Source organism: Ochrobactrum sp. S1502_03, assembly GCF_044435015.1.
GTDB lineage: Bacteria > Pseudomonadota > Alphaproteobacteria > Rhizobiales > Rhizobiaceae > Brucella > Brucella chromiisoli.
In genome coordinates, this window is the sequence record NZ_JAYEXN010000004.1 from 67,855 (window position 1) to 89,301 (window position 21,447).

Sequence of the window (21,447 nt, forward strand, 5' to 3'; positions counted from 1 at the left end):
AATGGCAGAAGCAGGCGCCGCTGATCTTTTTCCACTTGGCGAAGACAACACTCCTTATCGCAAACTGACATCTGATCATGTTTCGGTCGATATGTTTAAGGGACAGGAAGTTCTGAGCGTTGATGCTGAAGGCCTGCGCATTCTGTCGGAAGCTGCCTTTGCGGATATCAATCACCTGCTGCGCCCCGGCCATTTGCAGCAACTTGCCAATATCATGAAAGACCCGGAAGCCACCGATAATGACCGCTTCGTGGCTTATGACCTGCTGAAAAATGCCAATATTGCGGCCGGCGGTGTGTTGCCCATGTGCCAGGACACCGGCACAGCAATCATCATGGGTAAAAAAGGCCGTCGCGTCTGGACAGAAGGCGGTGATGCTGATGCGCTCGCTGCCGGCGTTCTGGATGCCTATAACAAGAAGAACCTGCGTTATTCGCAGCTCGCCCCGTTATCGATGTTCGAAGAAAAGAACACCAGGAACAATCTGCCTGCGCAGATCGACATTTATGAAGAGGGCGAAGACGCCTATAAATTCCTGTTTGTTGCCAAGGGCGGCGGCTCTGCCAACAAGACGTTCTTGTATCAGGGCACACCATCGTTGCTGACGCATGACCGCCTAATTGATTTCCTTAAGGATAAGATCTTAAGCCTCGGCACTGCGGCCTGCCCACCGTATCACCTGGCAATCGTTATCGGCGGAACCTCCGCTGAAATGAACCTCAAGACGGTGAAGCTCGCATCCACGCGCTATCTCGACAGTCTCCCAACCAAGGGTTCGGAAGACGGTCATGCTTTCCGCGATCTGGAGATGGAAGCTGAAATCCATAAGCTGACACAGTCGCTTGGCGTCGGTGCACAGTTTGGCGGCAAGTATTTCTGCCACGATGTACGCGTTATCCGCCTGCCCCGCCATGGCGCATCGCTGCCAATTGGTCTGGGTGTCTCCTGCTCTGCCGACCGGCAGGCCAAAGGCAAAATCACGAAAGACGGTATCTTCCTTGAGAAACTCGAAACCAATCCCGCGCAGTATATGCCAGAGATTGACGAGGAAAAGCTCTCATCGCATGTGGTCAAAATTGACCTCAACCAGCCCATGGAGCAGATACTTAAGGAACTGTCGAAACACCCTGTAAAGACACAGCTTTCTTTGACTGGCTCAATCATCGTCGCACGCGATCTGGCGCATGCGAAAATCCGCGAACGGCTGGAAAACGGCGAACCTATGCCGGATTATTTCAAGAACCACCCGATTTATTATGCAGGCCCAGCCAAGACGCCAACCGGTTATGCATCCGGCTCCTTTGGGCCGACGACGGCTGGCCGCATGGATTCTTATGTCGATCAGTTCCAGTCATTTGGCGGTTCGATGGTGATGCTCGCCAAGGGCAATCGCTCGCGTCAGGTCCGTGAAGCGTGTGGCAGACATGGCGGCTTCTATCTGGGTTCGATTGGTGGCCCTGCTGCCCGCCTTGCTCAGGACTGCATCAAGAAGGTTGAGGTGGTCGAGTATCCAGAGCTCGGCATGGAAGCCATATGGCGCATTGAAGTGGTCGATTTTCCAGCCTTTATCGTCATCGACGACAAAGGCAATGACTTTTTCAAAGAGCTCAATCTCGGTTAAAAATGGGGCGTTTATCGCCCCTTTTTTTATTTCGGGTCGCGTTTCAGCCCTTTTTCCACAAGCTCGTCCAGATAGGTTTGCCAGAGAGTATCCTTCTGAGTGCCCAGCTTGTGCAGATAAGTCCACGAGAACAGTCCGGTATCGTGCATGTCATCAAAAGTAATACGGACGGCATAGTTGCCGACCGGGTCCATACGCATGATTTCCACATTGCGCTTGCCGCCCACCGTGACCCGTTGTTCTGGTGAATGGCCCTGCACTTCTGCCGAAGGAGAGAGCACACGCAAGAATTCTGCTGTCAGCTCAAAACGCTCACCGTTTTCGAAAGCCACCGTCAAAAGCTTGCGATCCTTCGACACCCGCAACTCGGTCGGCCAGACATCACTCATAATTGTTCTCCGTCATTCCCGCTGCGTTTGATTCTGCAATATACAGGATGACAGTCACATAAACTGGACAAACTCCTCAAGGGAACTTATCTCTTGAAGAGGGTGACTTTGCAGCGTTTTGAAACAATGGCTTATTCTATGAATCAATCTCAGACATTGCCTGCTGTTTCTTCGACCGGAGATATGATTGATCCGTTTGGACGCGCTGTCACCTATTTGCGCGTTTCAGTGACAGATCGCTGTGATTTCCGCTGCACCTATTGCATGGCAGAGCATATGACGTTTCTGCCGAAAAAAGACCTGCTGACGCTCGAAGAACTGGATCGGATTTGCAGCGCCTTTATCGATAAGGGTGTGCGCAAGTTGCGCCTGACAGGCGGTGAGCCGCTTGTTCGCAAAAACATCATGCATCTGATCCGCGGGCTGTCGCGTCACCTCAAAACCGGCGCGTTGGAAGAGCTGACGCTCACAACCAACGGGTCGCAACTTGTCCGTTATGCTGATGAACTCGCAGAATGTGGTGTAAAGCGTATCAATGTCTCGATGGACACGCTTGATCCTGATAAATTCCGTACTATTACCCGCTGGGGTGATCTTAATCGCGTCATTGAAGGTATTGACGCTGCGCAGAAGGCCGGTCTTCGCATTAAAATCAACGCTGTTGCGCTGAAAAACTTCAATGAGTTTGAAATTCCAGAGCTGATCCGCTGGGCGCATGGTCGTGACATGGACATGACGCTGATCGAAACCATGCCGATGGGTGAAATAGAGATTGATCGCACGGATCAATATCTGCCGCTTTCGCAGCTTCGTGTCGATCTTGGCAAGCAGTTCACACTAACCGACAATTCCTATCATACCGGTGGCCCTGCCCGCTATGTCACCATAAAAGAAACGGGTGGCCGGCTCGGTTTTATCACACCCCTTACGCATAATTTCTGCGAAAGCTGCAACCGTGTGCGCCTGACATGCACAGGCATGCTTTATATGTGTCTTGGTCAGAACGATGATGCGGATCTGCGCACCGCAGTGCGTGCAAGCGAAAGTGACAGCGTTCTCAATGATGCGATTGACGAGGCCATTTCACGCAAGCCCAAGGGCCATGATTTCATCATTGATCGCGACCATAATCGCCCGGCTGTTGCACGTCACATGAGCCTGACTGGCGGATAAATAATTTAAATCAATTCGCAACACATATGCATTGGACGTTATCTAAATCATAAGGTAGCGATAGAAAGTCCCAAAATCGGATTTTATATTGTGCCGCAAACTGCAAATTTTCGTGCAAGCATTTTCATGCTCCTCGCCATGGGGACATTCACCATCGGCGATTCAATTACCAAATATTTGCTGATCCATATGAACAGTGGTCAGTACATGTTCATTCGAGGAATATTTGCAACAACGGCAATCGGCCTGCTCGCATGGCGCAACGGAGCGCTTCGCAACATGTCGATGGATAAGATGACGTTGCTGCGTGTTCTGGGCGAAGTGCTGGCAACAGTCACATATATCTATTCGCTCGGGCATCTTTCACAGGCTTTCTGTTCAGCCGTATTTCAGGCAACGCCCTTGGTTGTGACCGTTGGCGCCGTGCTTTTTCTGAATGAAAAAGTCGGCTGGCGGCGCTGGATGTGTATCTCATTCGGGTTGATCGGGGTTCTGATTATCATTCGTCCTGGCGCTGACACCTCAACAACGCTTGCCGCCGTGGGGATTTTGCTTTCCAGCGTCTGCTTTGCAGCGATGCGCGATATTGCGACACGCCGCGTCCCGGCACATGTGCCGACACTTTATCTCTCAACGCTCACTGCCGGTGCCATTGCACTCACAGGTGGAGCACTCATAGTGCCTATGGGCGGCTGGCAACCCATCGGCCTGGAGCCAATTCTTTTCATGGCTGTGGCGGCAGCACTTTTGCTGGTTGGCTATCACTTTATCATTTTGGCGATGCGTGAAGGTGAAATTTCATTTGTTTCGCCATTCCGCTATTCGAGCCTGCTTTGGGCGATCCTGCTAAGCACTGTGATCTTCAATGAAGCGCCAGACACTTATACAATCCTTGGATCAATTCTTGTCGTCAGCAGCGGTATTTATATGGTGTACCGCGAAAATGTTCTCAAAAAGCGGGAACACTATAAAAGCACACTGGCTGCTGCGCCCACGGGAGTAGAACCCACGTGACAGGAAAGACGCACCGTATCGCAGGTGCCATTATTGCCGGAGGCCAGTCCAGCCGCATGCAGGCGGGCGGTGTGCCGGGTGATAAATTTTTGCAAAAGCTCGGCACAAAGACAGTTCTTGAACATGTTGCAAAGCGCCTTTCACCGCAGGTCGATCAGCTTTTTCTCAACGCCAATGGCGATCATGGCCGTCTTCCAAAACTAGGGATACCTGTGACAGCGGACTCCATTTCCGCGCATGGTGGGCCACTTGTGGGGCTCAAGACAGCATTGGAATATGCCGCCGGCTTCCCGTTGCTCCTGAGTGTTGCAGCCGACTGCCCCTTTCTGCCGCTTGACCTTGTATCGCGGCTTTACGAGCAGCAAGCAAAAACCGGTGCCAGCATTGTGCTTGCGTGTTCCAATGGCCGTGTTCATCCGACTTGCGGGCTTTGGAAAACAGAACTGCTGCAACCGCTTATTGACTGGCTGGCACGCACCGAAACGGCCAGTGTGCTTGCTTTCGCGCAAAATGTCGGTTTTGAAGAGGTGGTGTTTGCGCTCGTGGCACTTACATCCAATGGCGCAGTTTATGACCCCTTCTTCAACATCAACAGACCTGAAGATCTTGAGGCAGCAAAGCTGCTGATTGAGGCCATCCAATGACCCATAAACTGTTCGGAATCACCGGTTGGAAAAATGCTGGCAAAACCACACTGACGGAAAGCCTCGTTCAGGCGCTGACCAAACGTGGCTATCGCATCTCGACGGTGAAACACGCTCATCATAATTTTGATATTGATCATATCGGGACAGATTCCTGGCGGCACCGCAATGCTGGCGCTGCGGAAGTCGCAATCGTTTCATCTGCACGTTATGCGATCATGCATGAAAATCTTTGCGAAGAAGAGCCGTCATTACCAGTCATTGTCAGCAAGCTGGCCCCCTGCGATCTGGTTCTGATTGAAGGCTACAAAAACGAACCTCATAAGAAGATCGAACTTAGGCGTATTGGCAGCCACGAAGGGCCACCGCTTTGCGATAGCGATTCCAGCATTGTTGCCATTGCCAGCGATCATATGCAAAGCCATGAAAGATTACCGGTGTTTCATCTTGATCAAATCGAAGAAATTGCAGACTTCATTCAACAATTGATGGAGCTTTGAGGTTTTCACTAACAATTGATTATATCGACACGGAAAACACTGAAAAATATCTTTCGATCATGCCTTTTCTTTGGAAAATCCCTTTTTACGCTAAAAATTAAATTACTCAAACCGTCTTGCCATTCGATGAAAAATGGTGGGATTATGGGGTTATGGGCGGATGGATGGGCATAAGTGCGAATAATTATTGCGCGTTATCAGCTCTAGCATCTAATTATAGAAATCAGGGATCACATTGTCAGACCTGCGACCGAACAATCCTCGTCGATAATGCTCCTTAAATGCGGCTGAACCAGAAAAATAATCAGGGAGCCAGCCGAAACAAAACGAGAGGACTAAGAATGCGCGTTATTAAGCGTATCGCTGCGGCGACATCAATAGCAGCACTTGCAATTACTCTTGGCAGCATGAGCGCTGGCATTGCCAATGCTCAAGAGCCTCTGAAGCTTAAGATTGGTACAGAAGGCGCTTACCCTCCCTTCAACTTCATTCAGCCAGATGGCACGCTTTCCGGTTTCGACGTAGATATTGCCAGGGCACTTTGCGATGAAATGAAGGCCCAATGTGAATTCGTAACCCAGGATTGGGATGGCGCCATCCCTGCCCTTCAGTCGGGCAAGTTCGATGCCTTTATTGCCTCGATGTCCATCACGGATGAACGCAAGAAGCAGGTCGATTTCTCCAACAAGTACTACAACACCCCTCCCGGCATTGCGGCTCCGAAAGACACCGACATCAAAGGCGTGACCAAGGAAGACCTCGCTGGCAAGACCATTGGCGTGCAGGGATCAACCACGCATGCCAATTACTCGGAAAAAACCTTTACCGACAGCACGATCAAAGCCTATCCAACGGCCGAAGAATATCGTCTGGATCTTGCAAACGGTCGACTTGATGCCGTCAACGACGACAGCGTGACGCTTTCCGAGTGGCTCAAGACCCCAGATGGTGCATGCTGCAAGATGGTCGGCACGTTCCCGCCGGTGATCGAGATTCACGGTCCGGGTGCAGGCGTTGCATTCAAAAAAGGCCGCCCGGAACTCATCGAAAAATTCAATGAAGCCATCAAGGCAATCCGCGCCAACGGCAAGTACAAAGAAATCAATGACAAGTACTTCGATTTCGACGCCTACGGTGCAGAAAACTAAAATTTCTTAATATCAGACGCCGGTTTACGCCCACGTAAACCGGCGTAACTATTTGGGCTATAATGAGAAACTTTCAAAAGTTGTCAAATCGCATTTTCGCAATCGATTTGAAGCCCTCAGAAAGAGATTAGGCGCATGGAACATTACGCCACATTGTTAAGCTTTGGCCCTGGGGGATGGGGTAAAAGTATCGCTTGGGGATTTGTCGTCACAATCAGTCTGGCCCTTGCAACCTTGCCCGTCGGTCTTGTTCTGGGTTTTATTGTGGCTTTAGGAAAGCAGTCGAGTGAACGCTCGATGCGACTGGCCAGCAATATCTACACCACTATTTTTCGTGGCCTGCCGGAGCTTCTGACGCTTTTTCTCGTCTATTTCGGTGCGTCGCTTCTGCTCCAGCAATTGCTCACCTTTTTCAATATCAATGCGAATATTGAGATCAACGCTTTTGTAGCGGGCATGATTGCGCTTGGCTTTGTGTTTTCATCCTATTCGAGTGAAGTGTTTCTGTCGGCTTTCCGCGCCATTCCACGCGGACAATATGAAGGTGGTTATGCCGTCGGTCTTTCCTATTGGCAGACCATGCGCAAAGTCATTTTTCCGCAATTGATCCGCATTGCCCTTCCCGGCCTCGCCAATCTCTGGCTGGTTCTGCTTAAAGACACATCTTTGGTGTCCGTCATCACATTGTCGGATATTTTGCGTCAGACATCGATTGCCGCACGCGTCACCAAAGAGCCCTTCCTGTTTTTTGGCGTGGCTTGTCTGCTTTATCTTGGACTTGCGATTATCTCGTCCTATTTCATAAACCGCATCGCTCGCTGGGCCGATGCCAGTAACAATGCATCGCGGGGAGCATGATTATGAGTGAAGTCATCTCTGCAGGCACCGCAAAAGTTCTGGCACCGCCCCCCGTTGCAAAAGTTTGGACACGCACACGAATTGCCGGACATATCATCGTTGCCTTCTGGGCTTTGATGTTCCTCGGTCTTGCAATTTATCTCTATAACAGCTGGCGCATTGATCTTTTTGAGACCTATGGACCGCGCTATTGGTCGGGGCTTCTCGTTACCCTGCAACTGGTTGCTATTTCCATCGTGATTGGAGCGATTTTGTCGCTACCGATTACGGCTGCGCGCATGTCCAAAAACCGTTGGCTGCGCAGCCTTGCGTTTGGCTACGTCTATTTCTTTCGCGGTACACCGCTTCTGGCTCAAACCTTCCTGATCTACTACGGCTTTGGCACATTCCGCCCTTTTCTTGAAAGCATCGGTCTTTGGGTGTTCTTCCGTGATGCGTGGAATTGCGCGATCCTCGCCTTCTCGCTGAACACGGCCGCCTATCAGGCAGAAATCCTGCGCGGGGCCATTCAAAGCGTTGGACTCGGCCAATGGGAAGGCGCTGCAGCGCTCGGCATTTCCAAACGCGTGACTTTTGTTAAAGTGATCCTGCCACAGGCTCTGATCGTTGCTCTGCGCCCTTATGGCAACGAAATCATTCTGATGATCAAGGGATCGGCTATTGTCGCGATCATCACTGTGCTCGATCTTATGGGAGAGACGCGCCGCGCTTATTCGCGCACATTCGACTTTCAGACCTATATCTGGGCGGCAGTCATCTATTTGATTATCGTTGAATGTCTTCGGCACGTCTGGGACTTCCTAGAAAGGCGCCTGACACGGCATTTGATCCGCTGAGATTACGAATAAAGAAAATTTATCGCCCCCGTTCGCCTTGCAGCTACCGGGGGCGATCTGCTTTAAATACATAGCTCTCTTAAGCGCAACGCACGTCTTTCAATCGCAAATCGACAGGCTTAATCATGCTGAAAATCTGGGGTCGAACCAATTCCACCAATGTCAAAAAGGTGCTTTGGATAGCTGAAGAACTCGGGCTCGACTATGAGCAGATCAATTTAGGCGGGCAGTTTGGTGGCCTGCAGGAGGCGAGTTTCCTCGCTCGTAACCCAAATGGTCTCATTCCGCTCCTCGAAGATGGTGACACAACACTCTGGGAATCCAATGTGATCGTTCGCTATCTTGCTGCAACGCATGCAAAGAGCGGCCTTTGGATTGAAGCCCCTGCCGAACGTGCGCAGGCGGAAAAGTGGATGGATTGGGCATCCTCCACGCTTTATGCAGATTTTCGCAATGTGATGGCAAATTTGATCCGGCTTCCCGAAGACAAGCGCGACAAGGCCGTTGCGCAGCGCGGAATTGAGGGCCTGACGCGATCGCTCAAGATTGCAGATCATGCTCTTTCCCAGCAAAAATGGCTATCGGGGGAAAGTTTCGGCATTGGTGACATACCACTTGGTTGCTATGTCTATGCTTGGTTCGCGTTTCCGATCACACGTCCGTCAATGCCTCATCTAGAAGATTGGTATCAGCGCCTTTCGCAGCGCGCGGCCTATCGGAAAGCCGTGATGACGCCCCTGACCTAACCGCCGCACTTGCACAGCGACATATATTTATCCCTGCTTTTAAGCATTCTTATATTCCCTCTCGGAGGTAACAGACAATGACTGCAATTAAAGTAGCCTTCCTCGGCCTCGGCGTCATGGGGTATCCGATGGCAGGCCACCTTAAAAACAAAGGTGGCTATGACGTTACGGTCTATAGCCGGACAAATGCGAAGGCGATCAAATGGGCAGAACAGTTTAACGGCAAGCATGCAGCCACTCCGGCGGAAGCAGCGAAAGATGCGGATTTCATTTTCTGCTGTGTCGGCAATGATGATGATCTGCGCGAAGTGACGGTGGGAGCGAATGGCGCCTTCTCCACCATGAAAAAAGAAGCGATCTTCATCGACAATACAACGGCTTCCGCAGAGGTTGCGCGCGAGCTCGACGCAGAAGCGCAATCGCGCGGCTTTCATTTCATAGACGCTCCGGTTTCCGGCGGTCAGGCAGGTGCTGAAAACGGCGTTCTCACTGTAATGGTCGGCGCAGAGGAACCAATTTTCGACCGTGCCAAGCCAATCATCGAAGCCTATGCGCGCTCCGTTGGGTTGATGGGACCTGTCGGCTCTGGTCAGTTGGCGAAGATGGTCAATCAGATTTGCATCGCCGGTCTCATGCAAGGGCTGGCCGAGGGCATTCACTTCGGTAAGAAGGCCGGCCTCGACATAGAAAAGCTGATTGCGGTCATTTCCAAAGGGGCAGCTGGCTCGTGGCAGATGGAAAATCGCCATCGCACCATGAATGAAGGCAAATATGACTTTGGCTTTGCGGTCGACTGGATGCGCAAGGATTTGGGAATTTGCCTTGACGAAGCAGACCGAAACGGTGCGCTTTTGCCCGTCACAGCGCTTGTTGATCAGTTCTATAAGGAAGTCCAGAAAAACGGTGGCGGACGCTGGGATACATCGTCACTGCTTGCACGCCTTGAGCAATAAACGCTGCTCTGAACAAAAAAGCCCGGCTTCGAGCCGGGCTTTTTTGTCGACATTAAACGATCAGAACTTGATCTTGGCCGTCAGCGACAAAGCGCCCACGAAATCGTTTCCAAAATCGCCCTTAGAACCAGTCGGATTGAACTTACCATTGATATAAGTGTCGTCCATTTCACCGGACGTCAGCCAACCAGCGGCACCAGCAAGACGAACTTCGAAATTATCCGTCGCCTTGTAGTTTGTTCCGAGACCAAACAGCCACACGTCTGTCTGCTATGTAAGCCCGGTTGTCGTCCCGCGATCCCACGTAACCGTTGCAGCCGCAGACCACTGTTCATTGAACTTATGACCGACACCACCACTGACAGTCCAGCCATCCTGATAGTAGAGGTTCAGGTTGGTGATATTTGTTCCCTTAGGAATAACAACACCCGGTGCCAGCTGAAGGTTTGAAGAAGAATTGAATGCAACCTTCTCGACGCTTGACCAATCAGTCCATTTGACCGAACCGAAAGCAAGCCAATCCGGGGCAATACCGGTCTGGAACTTGAATTCCACTGACTATGGCGTTGAGACATCGCCAGCAACGCTAATCGGAAGCCCACGCCCGGTAATCGGGCTTAGAGCCAGATTATCAATGGTGCCTTCAAGGGTGTATTTCACTTCCGACTGGTACACAACGCTTGCGCGGATTGCATATTCAGGGAGTTCATAGGCAGCGCCAATACGCCAGCCGAATGACTTATCTTCCACATCAAGCGAAGCCACACGGAACGAGCCACCAAAAGCCGATCCCGGTGGGATCATGCGTGTCTGCTCGCCACTAAGCTCCTGATAACTAACGCCACCGAGAAGGCGGAAAAAACCTTTTTCACCTGCGGAGAACCTGTACGAGCAGTTCAGACCATAATCATGTGAAGAAATTTTTTGCTCAATGGCCGTAAACATACGCACTGTGTCAGTGCCAACGTCGGTATGAATACCCCAAGGCTGGCGGTACTGTGCAGCACAAGCGAGGTCGTTTGTCAGATCAACCTTAGCTGAAAATTTGGGAACCCAATAACTCTTGGCTTCATCAACTTCAGTACCATAAGGCTGTCTGGTGATTGGGTTAATGCCCCCAGTTGCTGCCCCCACGGCCGAACCACGAATATTCTTGAGCTTACGTTGCGGGGCAACAAACGTTCCTGTCGTATCAACGACCGTGCCCTGCTCAAACAGGATATCAAAATCCTGCGAACTGCGCTCCAGGCCGCTTGCATGTGCAACAACCGCACTTCCAAGCAGCGCAGTCGCAATACCCGCTATTTTCAGGCTGTTGGCCTTCATGAAATGTCCTCCCAAACAAAATAACGTGAACCCGAAACTTTTACTTTGACGCAAACGTAAATCAGGAATGATTCAAGCTGCAAGATGCATAAATGGAACAGGTTCGGCCTATCGGAGCCTAGGTTTATCGAAAACCCCAAAATAATGGGAGCGAGCAGGAATTCTGCTAAGTTTCCTGGAGATAAACGTTCGAGAATTGCCAATTTCGGCCACTTTTAAGCCCTTTTCCCGCCTTGTTGCTAAAGCGCAACATCAGTAAAAAACAATCGAAACCGTGGTTCGATGAGGGCACAGGCTCCTTGAAAGGGGCCATTTACCAACATGTTTAACGAAAACACCCGGCAACACAGAGCTGCCGGGTGCTTGATTCGATTTAGGCTTCAGCTGGAAGCCTGAATCAGCCTGCTTCGCGGATACGTGCTTGAGCCGTCGCAACGCGTGCGGCAGCATCCTTTAGTTCGGTCAAGCGTTCACGTTCGGCACGAACGACCTCTTCCTTGGCATTGGCCACAAACTTCTCATTCGAGAGCTTCTTCTCGATTTTTTCCATTTCGGCGGCAATTTTACCCGCTTCCTTGGCCATACGCGCTGCTTCAGCCGTAAGATCAATCAGGCTGCCAAGCGGCAGGCAGATCGTCGCTTCACCATGTACCAACTGGGCAGAACCTTTTGGCGCTTCCTGTGCAAATGATACGCTTTCAACGCGTGCCAGACGCTTGATTGCCGCATCGTGACGCGCAAACCGATCAACAGTGGCGGCATTGGCCTCGAGGACCACAATCGGAGCGACCGCGCGCGCAGGAACATTCATCTCTGCACGAACAGAGCGAATCCCCATAACAAGATCAACCAGCCAGTTGATATCGGTGGCGGAGTCTCCATCCTCGAACGTCAATTCCGGCCATTTCGCCAAAGCCAGAACCGTATCACGCTTTTCGCCCTCGCCTGCGGTCAGCGTCCAGAGCTCTTCGGTCATGAACGGCATGAATGGATGTAAAATCTTGTAGATTTCATCCAGACAGTAAGCAGCCGTTGCCTGCGCTTCCGCCTTGGCCAGCTCATCTTCACCCATGAAAATCGGCTTGAGCAACTCAAGATACCAGTCGCAGAACTGGTTCCAGACAAAACGATATGCAGCGCCTGCCGCTTCATTGAAACGATAATTTGCAATACCATCCGTAACAGCAGCAGCTGCTTTGGTCAGTTCAGTCAAAATCCAGCGATTGACGGCAAGCTTTGCATCAGCCGGCTTGAAATTCGGGTCAAGCTTTACGCCGTTCATCTGTGCAAAACGCGTTGCATTCCAGAGCTTGGTACCAAAATTGCGATAGCCTGCTATCCGATCTGGATCGAGCTTCACGTCACGGCCTTGCGCCGCCATGATGGCAAGGGTGAAGCGCAACGCATCCGCGCCGTACTCGTCCATGAGTTCCAGCGGATCAATGACATTGCCCTTGGACTTGGACATTTTGGCGCCGTGCTTGTCGCGCACGAGTGCATGAAGATAGACCGTATGGAACGGAACCTCCTCCATGAAATGCAAGCCCATCATCATCATGCGGGCGACCCAGAAGAACAGAATATCGAAACCCGTTACCACAACACTTGTTGGATAATAAGTTGCGAGCTCAGGCGTTTTGTCGGGCCAGCCAAGTGTGGAGAATGGCCAGAGACCCGACGAGAACCAAGTATCCAGAACATCGGTATCGCGTTCAAGTTCAACCTCTTCGCCATAATGCGCGCGCGCAGCGGCTTTGGCTTCCTCTTCGCTCTTTTCAACGAAGTATTTGCCGTCTGGGCCGTACCATGCCGGAATCTGATGTCCCCACCAGAGCTGACGTGAAACGCACCATGGCTGAATGTTTTCCATCCAGTCGAAGTAGGTCTTTTCCCAATTTTTGGGTACAATCTGCGTGCGGCCATCACGAACGGCAGCCATGGCAGGCTTTGCCAGCTCTGCGGCATTCACATACCACTGATCTGTCAGATAAGGCTCGATCGGCACGCCACCACGATCACCATGCGGAACGGCGTGAGTGTGATCTTCAATCTTTTCCAGATAGCCCTGTTCATCAAGCATTTCGACAAGGCGCTTGCGCGCAGCAAAGCGATCGAGACCTTCAAACACGCTTATCAGCGCGTTAAGTTCGGACGTCAGTTCCAGACCTTCCAGAAAGTCAACATTGTCCTTCAGCGTGATGGCAGCCGATGGTGTCAGGATGTTGATCGCGCGCAGATCATTGCGCTTGCCGACTTCAAAATCGTTGAAGTCATGTGCCGGTGTGATCTTGACGGCACCGGAACCTGCTTCAGGATCAGCATAATCATCCGCAACAACGGGAATGAGACGGCCAACAAGCGGCAGAACAATGTTGTTGCCGACAGAGGCGTGATAACGCTCGTCCTTCGGGTTTACAGCAACCCCTGTATCGCCCAGCATAGTTTCAGGACGGGTCGTTGCAACCACGATAAAGGTGTGCGGGTTTTCGGGATCAAACGGAATGTTTTCCAGCGGATAACGCAGATGCCAAAGATGGCCCTTGGTCTCACGGGATTCGACTTCAATATCGGAAATCGCGGTCAGAAGCTTTGGATCCCAATTCACGAGCCGCTTGTCACGATAAATCAGTCCCTGCTTATGGAGCGAAACAAAGACTTCGATGACAGCGCGCGACAGACCTTCGTCCATCGTGAAACGCTCACGCGACCAATCGCAGGATGCGCCAAGACGACGAAGCTGATTAGAAATCATTCCGCCCGATTCAGATTTCCACTGCCAGATACGTTCAATGAACTTTTCGCGGCCCATGGCATGACGGTTCGGCTCCTGCCGTTCTGCAAGCTGACGCTCAACCACCATTTGCGTGGCGATACCCGCATGGTCGAGGCCCGGCTGCCAGAGAACATTCTTGCCGCGCATACGCTCAAAGCGAACCATGATGTCCTGAACGGTGTTGTTCAGCGCATGGCCCATATGCAGCGAGCCCGTCACATTGGGTGGCGGAATGACGACTGCAAAAGGATCAGCGCCCGGCTTTGAACCTGCACCCGCCTTGAAAGCGCCGGCTTCTTCCCAGCGTTCAGCGATTTTCGGCTCTACAGCCGCAGCGTCATAAGTCTTCTCAAGCATAGAAATATCCGGTCTGAATTCGGAATGAATTGATTGACGGCTCAATAGCAACTAACAGCCAACAAATCACCCTAAAAGTGAAAACCCGCCTGCAAGACAGACGGGTCAAATAGTCCGCTCTGGTGCAGTTTTGTTAGCGTTCACCACGCACCACGCGTTCGATTTCTTCGCGAACGAGCCGTTCGACGAGCGTCGGCAAATTCTTATCGAGCCAGTCTTGTAGCATCGGACGCAGAATATCAGCCGCAATATCATCGAACGAACGCCGCGGTTCCGAATGCACAGCGTGGTTTAAATCCTGAAATGCGGCAGCGACCTTTCGCTCCGTACCTTCCGATAAAATATGTGCGGCACTCTGCGGCTTCAAATCGGCAGGCGGGACTTCAACCTGCGGCTTGCGCTCTTCAACTGGCTCCGAAACCTTCAGTTCGTTCGCAATCTGCGTTTCAAGTGGAGGCATATCATCGATCCTGGCGGCAAGTTCTAAAACATCGCTACGCTTGTCATCATTCTGTGCATCCAGAACGAAATCTTCGTCGTCGTCCGCCTCCGGTGCTTCCACTGCTCTGATTTCTTTCAGTGCCGGTTCTTGAATGGAACCACGCAGTACGGTCTCTTCAGAAAGGATGCCCGGTTCGGGCAGAGTTTCCTGAACGGAAACAGGCTTGCGAAATTTTGCAACCTCGCTACGCGCCGAAAACGAAGGTGGGGCAACAATCGGGTGGCGGGAAACATCACTGTCTTCAATGATCCGGCGAATGGAAGCGAGAATTTCTTCCATTGACGGTTCACGCGCCGCGCTTGATGTTTGTGCCATAGCTGTCCGTCTTTCCTTATTGTCAATTGCCTGCACAGGCAAAGAATCAATGGATTAAGGGTACAGAACCTTCGATGGTTTGAGAATCCCTGCACAGCCATGTGCAATCCGAACCCACAGCTTTATCAATTTATTAAGAATTATGCTTTGTTTCGAGAATCAAAAACGGCGCCCTTGGCGCCGTTCGGTAAACTTTATTGCAGCAATTGCTTAACGACCATCCGGCGTACGCAGGCCGAACCATTTGTCTTTGACTGCATTGTAATGCTCTTCCGGCTTATACTGAGCAACCTGCAACTGCATATCCTGCGCTGTCATACGACCACTGGCAGCCAGAAGTGCATAACTCGCGACAATCGAGTCATGTTCTGCTTGCACAAGCGCGATCTGAACATCAACAAGAGCATTCTGCGCATTCAAAACATCAAGTGTGGTCCGCTGACCGACCTTGCGCTCTTCGATAACACCATCAAGTGCGAGCTGAGCAGCGGCAATACCGTCGCGATTAGCCTTCACAGAAGCACGCGCTGCCTCCAGCTGCGACCAAGCAGAGCTGATTGCCTGACGAACCTGATCCTGAATAACATCAACCTCAATGCGAGCCTGCCCCAACTGTTCCTTCGCCTGACGGACCTGTGCCGATGTGCGTCCGCCGGTATAAATCGGAATGCTCACACCGAGACCGACCGATGCCGAGTTGCCATCGCCTGCATTGGTGCCGGCATAAGTGTCGAGGTGGCTTGCGCTCGCGGTCAAGCCAACAGTCGGAAGCAACGCGCCTTCCTTGGCCTTGACGTTATAGCCCTGTGCGTTAACTGCATACTGAGTTGCAAGAATGCCGGGATGAATATTCTTTGCATTCGCAAAAGCCATTTCTGGAGAACGCGGCAGGTTTTTAGCTGCTGGTGCCAGTGAAAGGCGATCAGGCTGTGCACCGACAATCTGAACATATGTCGCTTCTGCAGACTTAACGTCAGCGCGGGCTGCATTCAATTGTGCGATAGCAGTCGAACGCTGCGCTTCCGACTGAGCAACGTCAGTGCGTGTACCTTCACCAACATCAAGACGCGCGCGCGAAGCACGAACCTGCTCGTTCATAGCTGCAAGGTTTTTCTCACGCAGCACTGCAATCTGACGAAGCTGGTACACATTCATATAAGCCTGAACAGCCGATAGGAGTGTGTTCTGTTCAGTGTTACGAAGGTTTTCGCGCTGCGCAAAGACAGTGGTTTCTGCGGCTGCGACGTTATTCTTCGTCTGAAAGCCGTCGAACAGCATCTGATTGAGCTCAATGCCGTATGTGCCGGTTGTGCGATAGCCTGAAACGGGCGACTTGCTGCGGCCAACATTATAAGACCCGGTCACCTGCGGGCGATAATTGGATTTCGCAATCGCTACGTTTTCATCCTGAATACGAACGCCAGCACGCGACGAGTTGAGTGTCGCGTTGTTCTTATAGGCTTTTACGAGAGCGCCAGTCAGCGTCTCTGACAGAGCGGCCTGTCCCGATAATACGGTGCCCGACAGAAGGATTGCTGCTGCCATAAGTCCTTTGCACGCTTTGAACACCGTATACCTCATATAAGAACAAACGAATCCACAATCGAACCGATTGGTTCGGGAAGACTTAATAACGTGTAAATTCGGTTATTTCCATCTTTCCCACCAGTGCTTTCACAAACAATTTTCACATCGTTGCAGAATTGCCCCACGCGCTGGATCAAAACTCGAACTGCTCAACGCGTTCAAAACCAGGAAGCGGACGAACTGCCGTATTGAAAACGGTGCGCCCCGAAGCAATCCCGTTTTCTTTTACGTAAAGTCGCGCAATTCCGGCATTTCCACGCCCTTCGACAACGACCAGACGGCCACCTTCTTTAAGCTGATTGAAAAGTACTTCCGGTACAAAATCAACTGCACCCTCGATGAAAATCACATCGTAGGGCGCTTCTGATGCATAACCTTTATTCAGATCACCTGAAACGATCACAACATTGTCATGGCCAAGTTCCTGCAAACGAGCCGCTGCAACAGCGGACAAAGCGGAATCACTTTCAAGGCCAATAACCGAACCTGCGAGCTCAGAAAGAATAGCCGAAGAGTATCCAGTGGCGCAGCCGACATCCAAAACGACATCGTCCTTGCTCACTTTTGCGAGCTGTACCAGCTTCGCGAAAGGCGACGGCTCCATGAGATAGCGCGGCGCAGCGCCCTCGCCTTCAAGCAACTGGTCTTCGTCGATATAGGCAAGGACCTGACGGTTTGCAGGAACAAAGACTTCACGGGGAACGGTCAGAAAAGCATCAATAACCCGAAGGTCCGTGACATCCGTTGTGCGGATCTGATTGTCAACCATCTTCGTGCGAAGATCCTGGAAATCGGCTACCATAGCCATGCCTTACATCCTTCTTTATCGCGGTCATGCGATGATTGTATGTTCCGATCCCCTTTTACGACCAGCCCCTGTTGGCACGGCAAAGCCGCCCCACCGAAATTCGCTGTCGCTACGGGTACCATAAACGAGATTTGTCGTTGATGTGGCAAAAAACGGCCCTACAGTCAATCAAACACAAGAAACGCACAACCGACTGCAACACTTGGTCGCCAATCCCGCATGGTCTTAGAGCGCCGTACACCCTTTTGGGTGCAGAGCGCTCTCATAAAATGCCGGGCGTGTTAAAGGTCCGGCAATTGTGCTTTGTATGTTTGTGTTACGAGACACGTACAATCAAATTTATGTCAAATCATTACGCGATGGTTGCTGGATAACCGGCAGCCTTAAGCGCATCCAGCACTTGCTGCTCGGATGCAACGCTGTCCAAGGTGATCTCCTTTTTATCGAGATCAACCGTTACTTTGGCTGCTTGATCAACTTCATGCAAAGCGCTTGTAACACTTTTCGCGCAGCCGCCACATTTCATCGTTGGGATTGAAAACGTCACCATTCAAATTACTCCTTGTCTGAACTTTTTCCATGATGCAGCTTTCCATCGTGGCAAGGTCAAGCCAATAATTTGACTATGGTGCTTCGCAGCTCTCCGGTACGCTTTTTTCAATTTCTATTGGCGATTTGGTCAAAGAACCCGTCATAATCTGCATTGGCTTATATGGAGGCACTGCCTGAATGCCGGGATTGGTCAGGTTGATCGTGTAGCAGCCAGTGAATACCTGCTTCTTGCCATCCTCACTCTCCGACTCTATCGCGACCGGCATACTCCAGTAGATCTGTCCTGCGCCCGGATCTGGCTCAACCTTCCGAACGGCAACCTTTACGCTCTTCGTACCCTTATAACCTTTGACGAATTTCGCGAAGTCAGGCTCACGTCCCTCTTCCGAATAGTATCCGTATGCGCGGGCATATTCCTGACGGTTAATGGCGTTATAATAGGATTCAATGAGTGCCTGTGGTGTTGAGCGATCATCACGATAATCAGGAAGAATCGCACCATCAGCTACGTCTTGTGTCTGCTCTGAGGGTTTGGTTTCCTCGACAGGGTTGACCTGCTCCTGTGCGGGAGCGGCCTTTTTCGGCGCATCCTGCGCTTGAGTGCCAGATATAAAAAAAATCGTGCTGAAAACGCCGGCAACTCCGGCAAGTATCAAAGGCTGCATGCGCTTAATCGACATTCGCTTTTCCTCTTCCAGCAATTCTTTTGTTACAGCACACCAACTTGTGTAAGCCGGTTATCGCGGCTCTCTGATTTGGCGTCTTGCAGTAATGATGTTACAACACTAACTATAGTAAAAACGTGGCAACCGAACACAAAAGCGCTTTGCCTCGGGCAGATTGAAGATTCTTCAATCGTAAACCAGCACAACGCCGGAAGAGATGAAAATGGGCCGTTTCTCAGTCTTGACGCTTACCGATGCAGCCGCAGCGCGCGTTCGTGAAATCATGGCCTCCCGTGAAGGCTCACTGGGCATTCGCGTGGGCGTGAAAAAAGGTGGCTGTGCCGGTATGGAATATACAATCGATCTCGTCACAGAGCCAAAAGCCGGTGATGATTGTGTCGAAAAGGATGATGCGAAGGTCTATATCGCGCCCGAAGCTGTGCTGTTCCTGCTGGGCACCCAAATGGACTTTGAAGTGACAACTTTGCGAACAGGATTTGTTTTCAACAATCCAAATCAGACGTCGGCTTGTGGCTGTGGTGAATCTGTTGAGATTCAGCCTGCATCAGCCGAAAGGCTGCGCCAAATTCAGGACGCTGTTTAAAGCTGGATGGATGACCAATCTCTTCGGGAGTTTTTTGAAGGCTTAGGTGCGATCAGCATTCGCCGTATGTTTGGCGGCAAAGGCATTTATCACCAGGGTCTGATCGTAGCGCTCGTTGTTAACGACGAGCTGCTTTTGAAGGTGGACGCACAAACAGCGCCAGCTTTCATAGAGGCCGGATCAAGACAATGGTCATATGATAACCGAAAGAGCGGTAAGCCGGTCGCAATGCCCTATTGGAGCGTGCCCGATGACGCCTTTGATGACCCGGAAATCATGGCCGACTGGGTAAAACTGGCATTTGCAGCCAGTCTTCGCTCCGGTACGAAAAACTAAAGCATTTTCTGTTTGAATTGAAACAGTGGAAATAATCTAACTATCTGGTTTTCGTCATTATCCCGCGCAAAACACTTCGCACGTTTGTGGGAAATACACTAAAAAAGCCGACCTGGTTTAACCAGATCGGCTTTTATTGTCTTATGCCAGAACCCCGGTGGGGATCAGCATAAATGCTGGGATATCATTGCCGAAACCAATCGGCACCGGACCGTCATCATCATCACGATCACGACGACGCTTGTGATGATCGTTTTGCGGCCTGCCGCGGCGATCATCATTTGACGTACGGATCGGATCACGGCGTTCTTTGATTTCGCTGATTACCGGCTGCGGCTCATCTGCCTGAACAATCACAGGTGTCTCGACCTTCTGCTTATCTTTCGATTTGCCCCTGGCGTCTTTACCTTTGCCACGAGCATTCTTGCCCTTGCGTGACGTATCGTCAGATTCGTCAGTTGCTGGCAAGGTCGAAAGATCACCGTCATGCCATTCAACTTTTTCGCCAATCATGGTTTCGATTGCCGAGAGGTATTTCGTGTCCGAAGCAGTCACCAGCGTGAAAGCTTTGCCCGAACGGCCTGCACGCCCTGTGCGACCGATGCGGTGCACATAATCTTCCGAATGAATCGGAATATCATAGTTGAAGACGTGGCTGACGTCAGGAATATCGAGGCCACGGGCTGCGACATCCGAAGCCACGAGAAGCCGCAATTTACCCTCTTTGAAACCGGCAAGCATCGCCATGCGCGCGCGCTGGTCCATATCACCATGCAGAGCACCGGCATCAAACTCGTGGCGAACAAGCGAGCGGAAGAGTTCGGATACGTCTTTTTTGCGATTGCAGAAAATGATCGCATTCTTCAACGAATCGCCTTCAGCACGAATCAAATCACGCAGCACTGCGCGCTTGTCCCAATCCTTCTTGCCAGACTTCACAAGACGCTGGGTCACTGTTTTGGCAGTTGAGGATGCCTTTGCAACCTCAATGCGCGTCGGCGAATGCAGAAACTGCTCCGTCAGCTTGGTGATTTCCGGCGGCATGGTCGCCGAGAAGAACAGCGTCTGGCGGGTGAATGGGATCAGCTTGCAAATACGCTCAATGTCAGGAATAAACCCCATATCAAGCATACGGTCAGCTTCATCGATAACCAGAATTTCAACGCCGGTCAGAAGCAGTTTACCGCGCTCGAAATGGTCAAGAAGACGACCTGGGGTCGCGATGAGTACATCTGCACCGCGCTCAAGCTTGCGTTCCTGCTCATCAAACGAGACGCCACCGATCAGCAGCGCTACATTCAAACGCTGATTGACGCCATATTTAACAAAATTCTCTTCAACTTGCGCTGCGAGCTCGCGCGTCGGTTCAAGAATAAGCGTGCGCGGCATTCGAGCACGTGCACGCCCCTTTTCCAAGAGATGAAGCATTGGCAAAACGAAAGATGCAGTCTTACCCGTGCCTGTCTGGGCGATGCCGAGCACATCCTTGCGCTCCAGCGCGGGAGGAATGGCACCTGCCTGAATAGGCGTTGGCGCGGTGTAACCCGCAGCTTCAACAGCGGCGAGCACTTTCGGGGAAAGACCGAGTTCGGCAAATGTCGTCAATGGAGGCGCAGCTCTCTTTTTTGGAAATGAATTGCACCCATCCTGTCATTGCAGCCGCGTCATCCGGCGCAGGAACCAAGGCAGAAAAGGCGTCTGCAACGCAAAAAGCGTTTTCACGTAGCATCGCCTACGTCC

Annotated in this window: 20 protein-coding genes and 1 pseudogene; 12 read left to right on the forward strand and 9 right to left on the reverse strand. The window is 51.4% G+C overall.

The annotated features are described in order from the left end of the window. Position 1: 1 nt before the first annotated feature. Positions 2-1,621, forward strand: a complete 1,620-nt coding sequence (locus VBH83_RS04970; RefSeq protein WP_265983785.1) for a fumarate hydratase — start codon at positions 2-4, stop codon at positions 1,619-1,621. Positions 1,622-1,647: 26 nt separating this feature from the next. Here VBH83_RS04970 and VBH83_RS04975 read toward each other — a convergent pair whose 3' ends face one another. Then, positions 1,648-2,010: a DUF971 domain-containing protein gene (locus VBH83_RS04975; RefSeq protein ID WP_265983783.1), complete on the reverse strand. Its 363-nt coding sequence runs from the start codon at positions 2,008-2,010 to the stop codon at positions 1,648-1,650. A 138-nt stretch (positions 2,011-2,148) separates the two neighbouring features. On the opposite strand from VBH83_RS04975, the gene moaA reads away from it, so the two are divergent. The 9 genes from moaA (at position 2,149) to VBH83_RS05020 (ending at position 9,882) form a co-directional block, all read left to right on the forward strand. After that, complete coding sequence (gene moaA / locus VBH83_RS04980; protein WP_323054533.1) at positions 2,149-3,183, forward strand: GTP 3',8-cyclase MoaA; 1,035 nt, start codon at positions 2,149-2,151, stop codon at positions 3,181-3,183. A gap of 126 nt (positions 3,184-3,309) precedes the next feature. Further along, on the forward strand, positions 3,310-4,197 hold the full coding sequence (locus VBH83_RS04985) for a DMT family transporter (RefSeq protein ID WP_265983889.1): 888 nt from the start codon (positions 3,310-3,312) through the stop codon (positions 4,195-4,197). Next, positions 4,194-4,841, forward strand: coding sequence for a molybdenum cofactor guanylyltransferase MobA (mobA, locus tag VBH83_RS04990; RefSeq protein ID WP_265983782.1), 648 nt, complete (start codon positions 4,194-4,196; stop codon positions 4,839-4,841). The genes VBH83_RS04985 and mobA overlap by 4 nt, the downstream gene beginning before the upstream one ends. Continuing rightward, on the forward strand, positions 4,838-5,341 hold the full coding sequence (mobB, locus tag VBH83_RS04995) for a molybdopterin-guanine dinucleotide biosynthesis protein B (protein WP_265983781.1): 504 nt from the start codon (positions 4,838-4,840) through the stop codon (positions 5,339-5,341). Before mobA ends, mobB begins: the two co-directional genes overlap by 4 nt. 341 nt (positions 5,342-5,682) lie before the next feature. Further along, positions 5,683-6,489, forward strand: coding sequence for an ABC transporter substrate-binding protein (locus VBH83_RS05000; RefSeq protein WP_265983780.1), 807 nt, complete (start codon positions 5,683-5,685; stop codon positions 6,487-6,489). 135 nt (positions 6,490-6,624) lie between these two features. Continuing rightward, positions 6,625-7,347, forward strand: coding sequence for an ABC transporter permease (locus VBH83_RS05005; protein ID WP_265983778.1), 723 nt, complete (start codon positions 6,625-6,627; stop codon positions 7,345-7,347). Between the two features lie 2 nt (positions 7,348-7,349). Further along, positions 7,350-8,183: an ABC transporter permease gene (locus VBH83_RS05010; RefSeq protein WP_265983777.1), complete on the forward strand. Its 834-nt coding sequence runs from the start codon at positions 7,350-7,352 to the stop codon at positions 8,181-8,183. A 125-nt stretch (positions 8,184-8,308) separates the two neighbouring features. Next, positions 8,309-8,929 carry a glutathione S-transferase family protein gene (locus VBH83_RS05015; protein ID WP_265983776.1) on the forward strand — a complete coding sequence of 207 codons (621 nt, stop codon included), beginning with the start codon at positions 8,309-8,311 and terminating at the stop codon, positions 8,927-8,929. A gap of 77 nt (positions 8,930-9,006) precedes the next feature. Beyond that, positions 9,007-9,882: an NAD(P)-dependent oxidoreductase gene (locus tag VBH83_RS05020; RefSeq protein WP_265983775.1), complete on the forward strand. Its 876-nt coding sequence runs from the start codon at positions 9,007-9,009 to the stop codon at positions 9,880-9,882. Positions 9,883-9,942: 60 nt separating this feature from the next. Here the strand turns inward: VBH83_RS05020 and VBH83_RS05025 are convergent. The 7 genes and pseudogenes from VBH83_RS05025 to VBH83_RS05055 form a co-directional block, all read right to left on the reverse strand. After that, positions 9,943-11,208, reverse strand: a pseudogene (locus VBH83_RS05025) (OmpP1/FadL family transporter). 397 nt (positions 11,209-11,605) lie between these two features. Beyond that, on the reverse strand, positions 11,606-14,338 hold the full coding sequence (locus VBH83_RS05030) for a valine--tRNA ligase (protein WP_265983772.1): 2,733 nt from the start codon (positions 14,336-14,338) through the stop codon (positions 11,606-11,608). 133 nt (positions 14,339-14,471) lie between these two features. Then, a complete protein-coding gene (locus VBH83_RS05035; RefSeq protein ID WP_323054532.1) occupies positions 14,472-15,155 on the reverse strand; it encodes a PopZ family protein in 684 nt (227 codons plus the stop codon). A 210-nt stretch (positions 15,156-15,365) separates the two neighbouring features. Continuing rightward, complete coding sequence (locus tag VBH83_RS05040) at positions 15,366-16,736, reverse strand: TolC family outer membrane protein (RefSeq protein WP_265983771.1); 1,371 nt, start codon at positions 16,734-16,736, stop codon at positions 15,366-15,368. A 139-nt stretch (positions 16,737-16,875) separates the two neighbouring features. Further along, the gene (locus VBH83_RS05045; protein ID WP_265983886.1) at positions 16,876-17,544 is read right to left on the reverse strand and encodes a protein-L-isoaspartate O-methyltransferase; all 669 of its coding nucleotides are present in this window, start codon (positions 17,542-17,544) and stop codon (positions 16,876-16,878) included. 358 nt (positions 17,545-17,902) lie between these two features. After that, positions 17,903-18,100 (reverse strand): heavy-metal-associated domain-containing protein, encoded by a 198-nt coding sequence (locus tag VBH83_RS05050; RefSeq protein ID WP_265983770.1) that lies wholly within the window; start codon positions 18,098-18,100, stop codon positions 17,903-17,905. Between the two features lie 73 nt (positions 18,101-18,173). After that, complete coding sequence (locus VBH83_RS05055) at positions 18,174-18,782, reverse strand: hypothetical protein (protein ID WP_265983769.1); 609 nt, start codon at positions 18,780-18,782, stop codon at positions 18,174-18,176. 208 nt (positions 18,783-18,990) lie between these two features. Between VBH83_RS05055 and sufA the strand changes: the two genes are divergently transcribed. After that, positions 18,991-19,371: a Fe-S cluster assembly scaffold SufA gene (gene sufA, locus VBH83_RS05060; protein WP_265983768.1), complete on the forward strand. Its 381-nt coding sequence runs from the start codon at positions 18,991-18,993 to the stop codon at positions 19,369-19,371. Between the two features lie 6 nt (positions 19,372-19,377). Beyond that, positions 19,378-19,707: a TfoX/Sxy family protein gene (locus tag VBH83_RS05065; RefSeq protein WP_265983767.1), complete on the forward strand. Its 330-nt coding sequence runs from the start codon at positions 19,378-19,380 to the stop codon at positions 19,705-19,707. A gap of 141 nt (positions 19,708-19,848) precedes the next feature. Here the strand turns inward: VBH83_RS05065 and VBH83_RS05070 are convergent, their stop codons facing one another. Then, positions 19,849-21,312, reverse strand: coding sequence for a DEAD/DEAH box helicase (locus tag VBH83_RS05070; RefSeq protein WP_265983766.1), 1,464 nt, complete (start codon positions 21,310-21,312; stop codon positions 19,849-19,851). Positions 21,313-21,447: the final 135 nt, after the last annotated feature.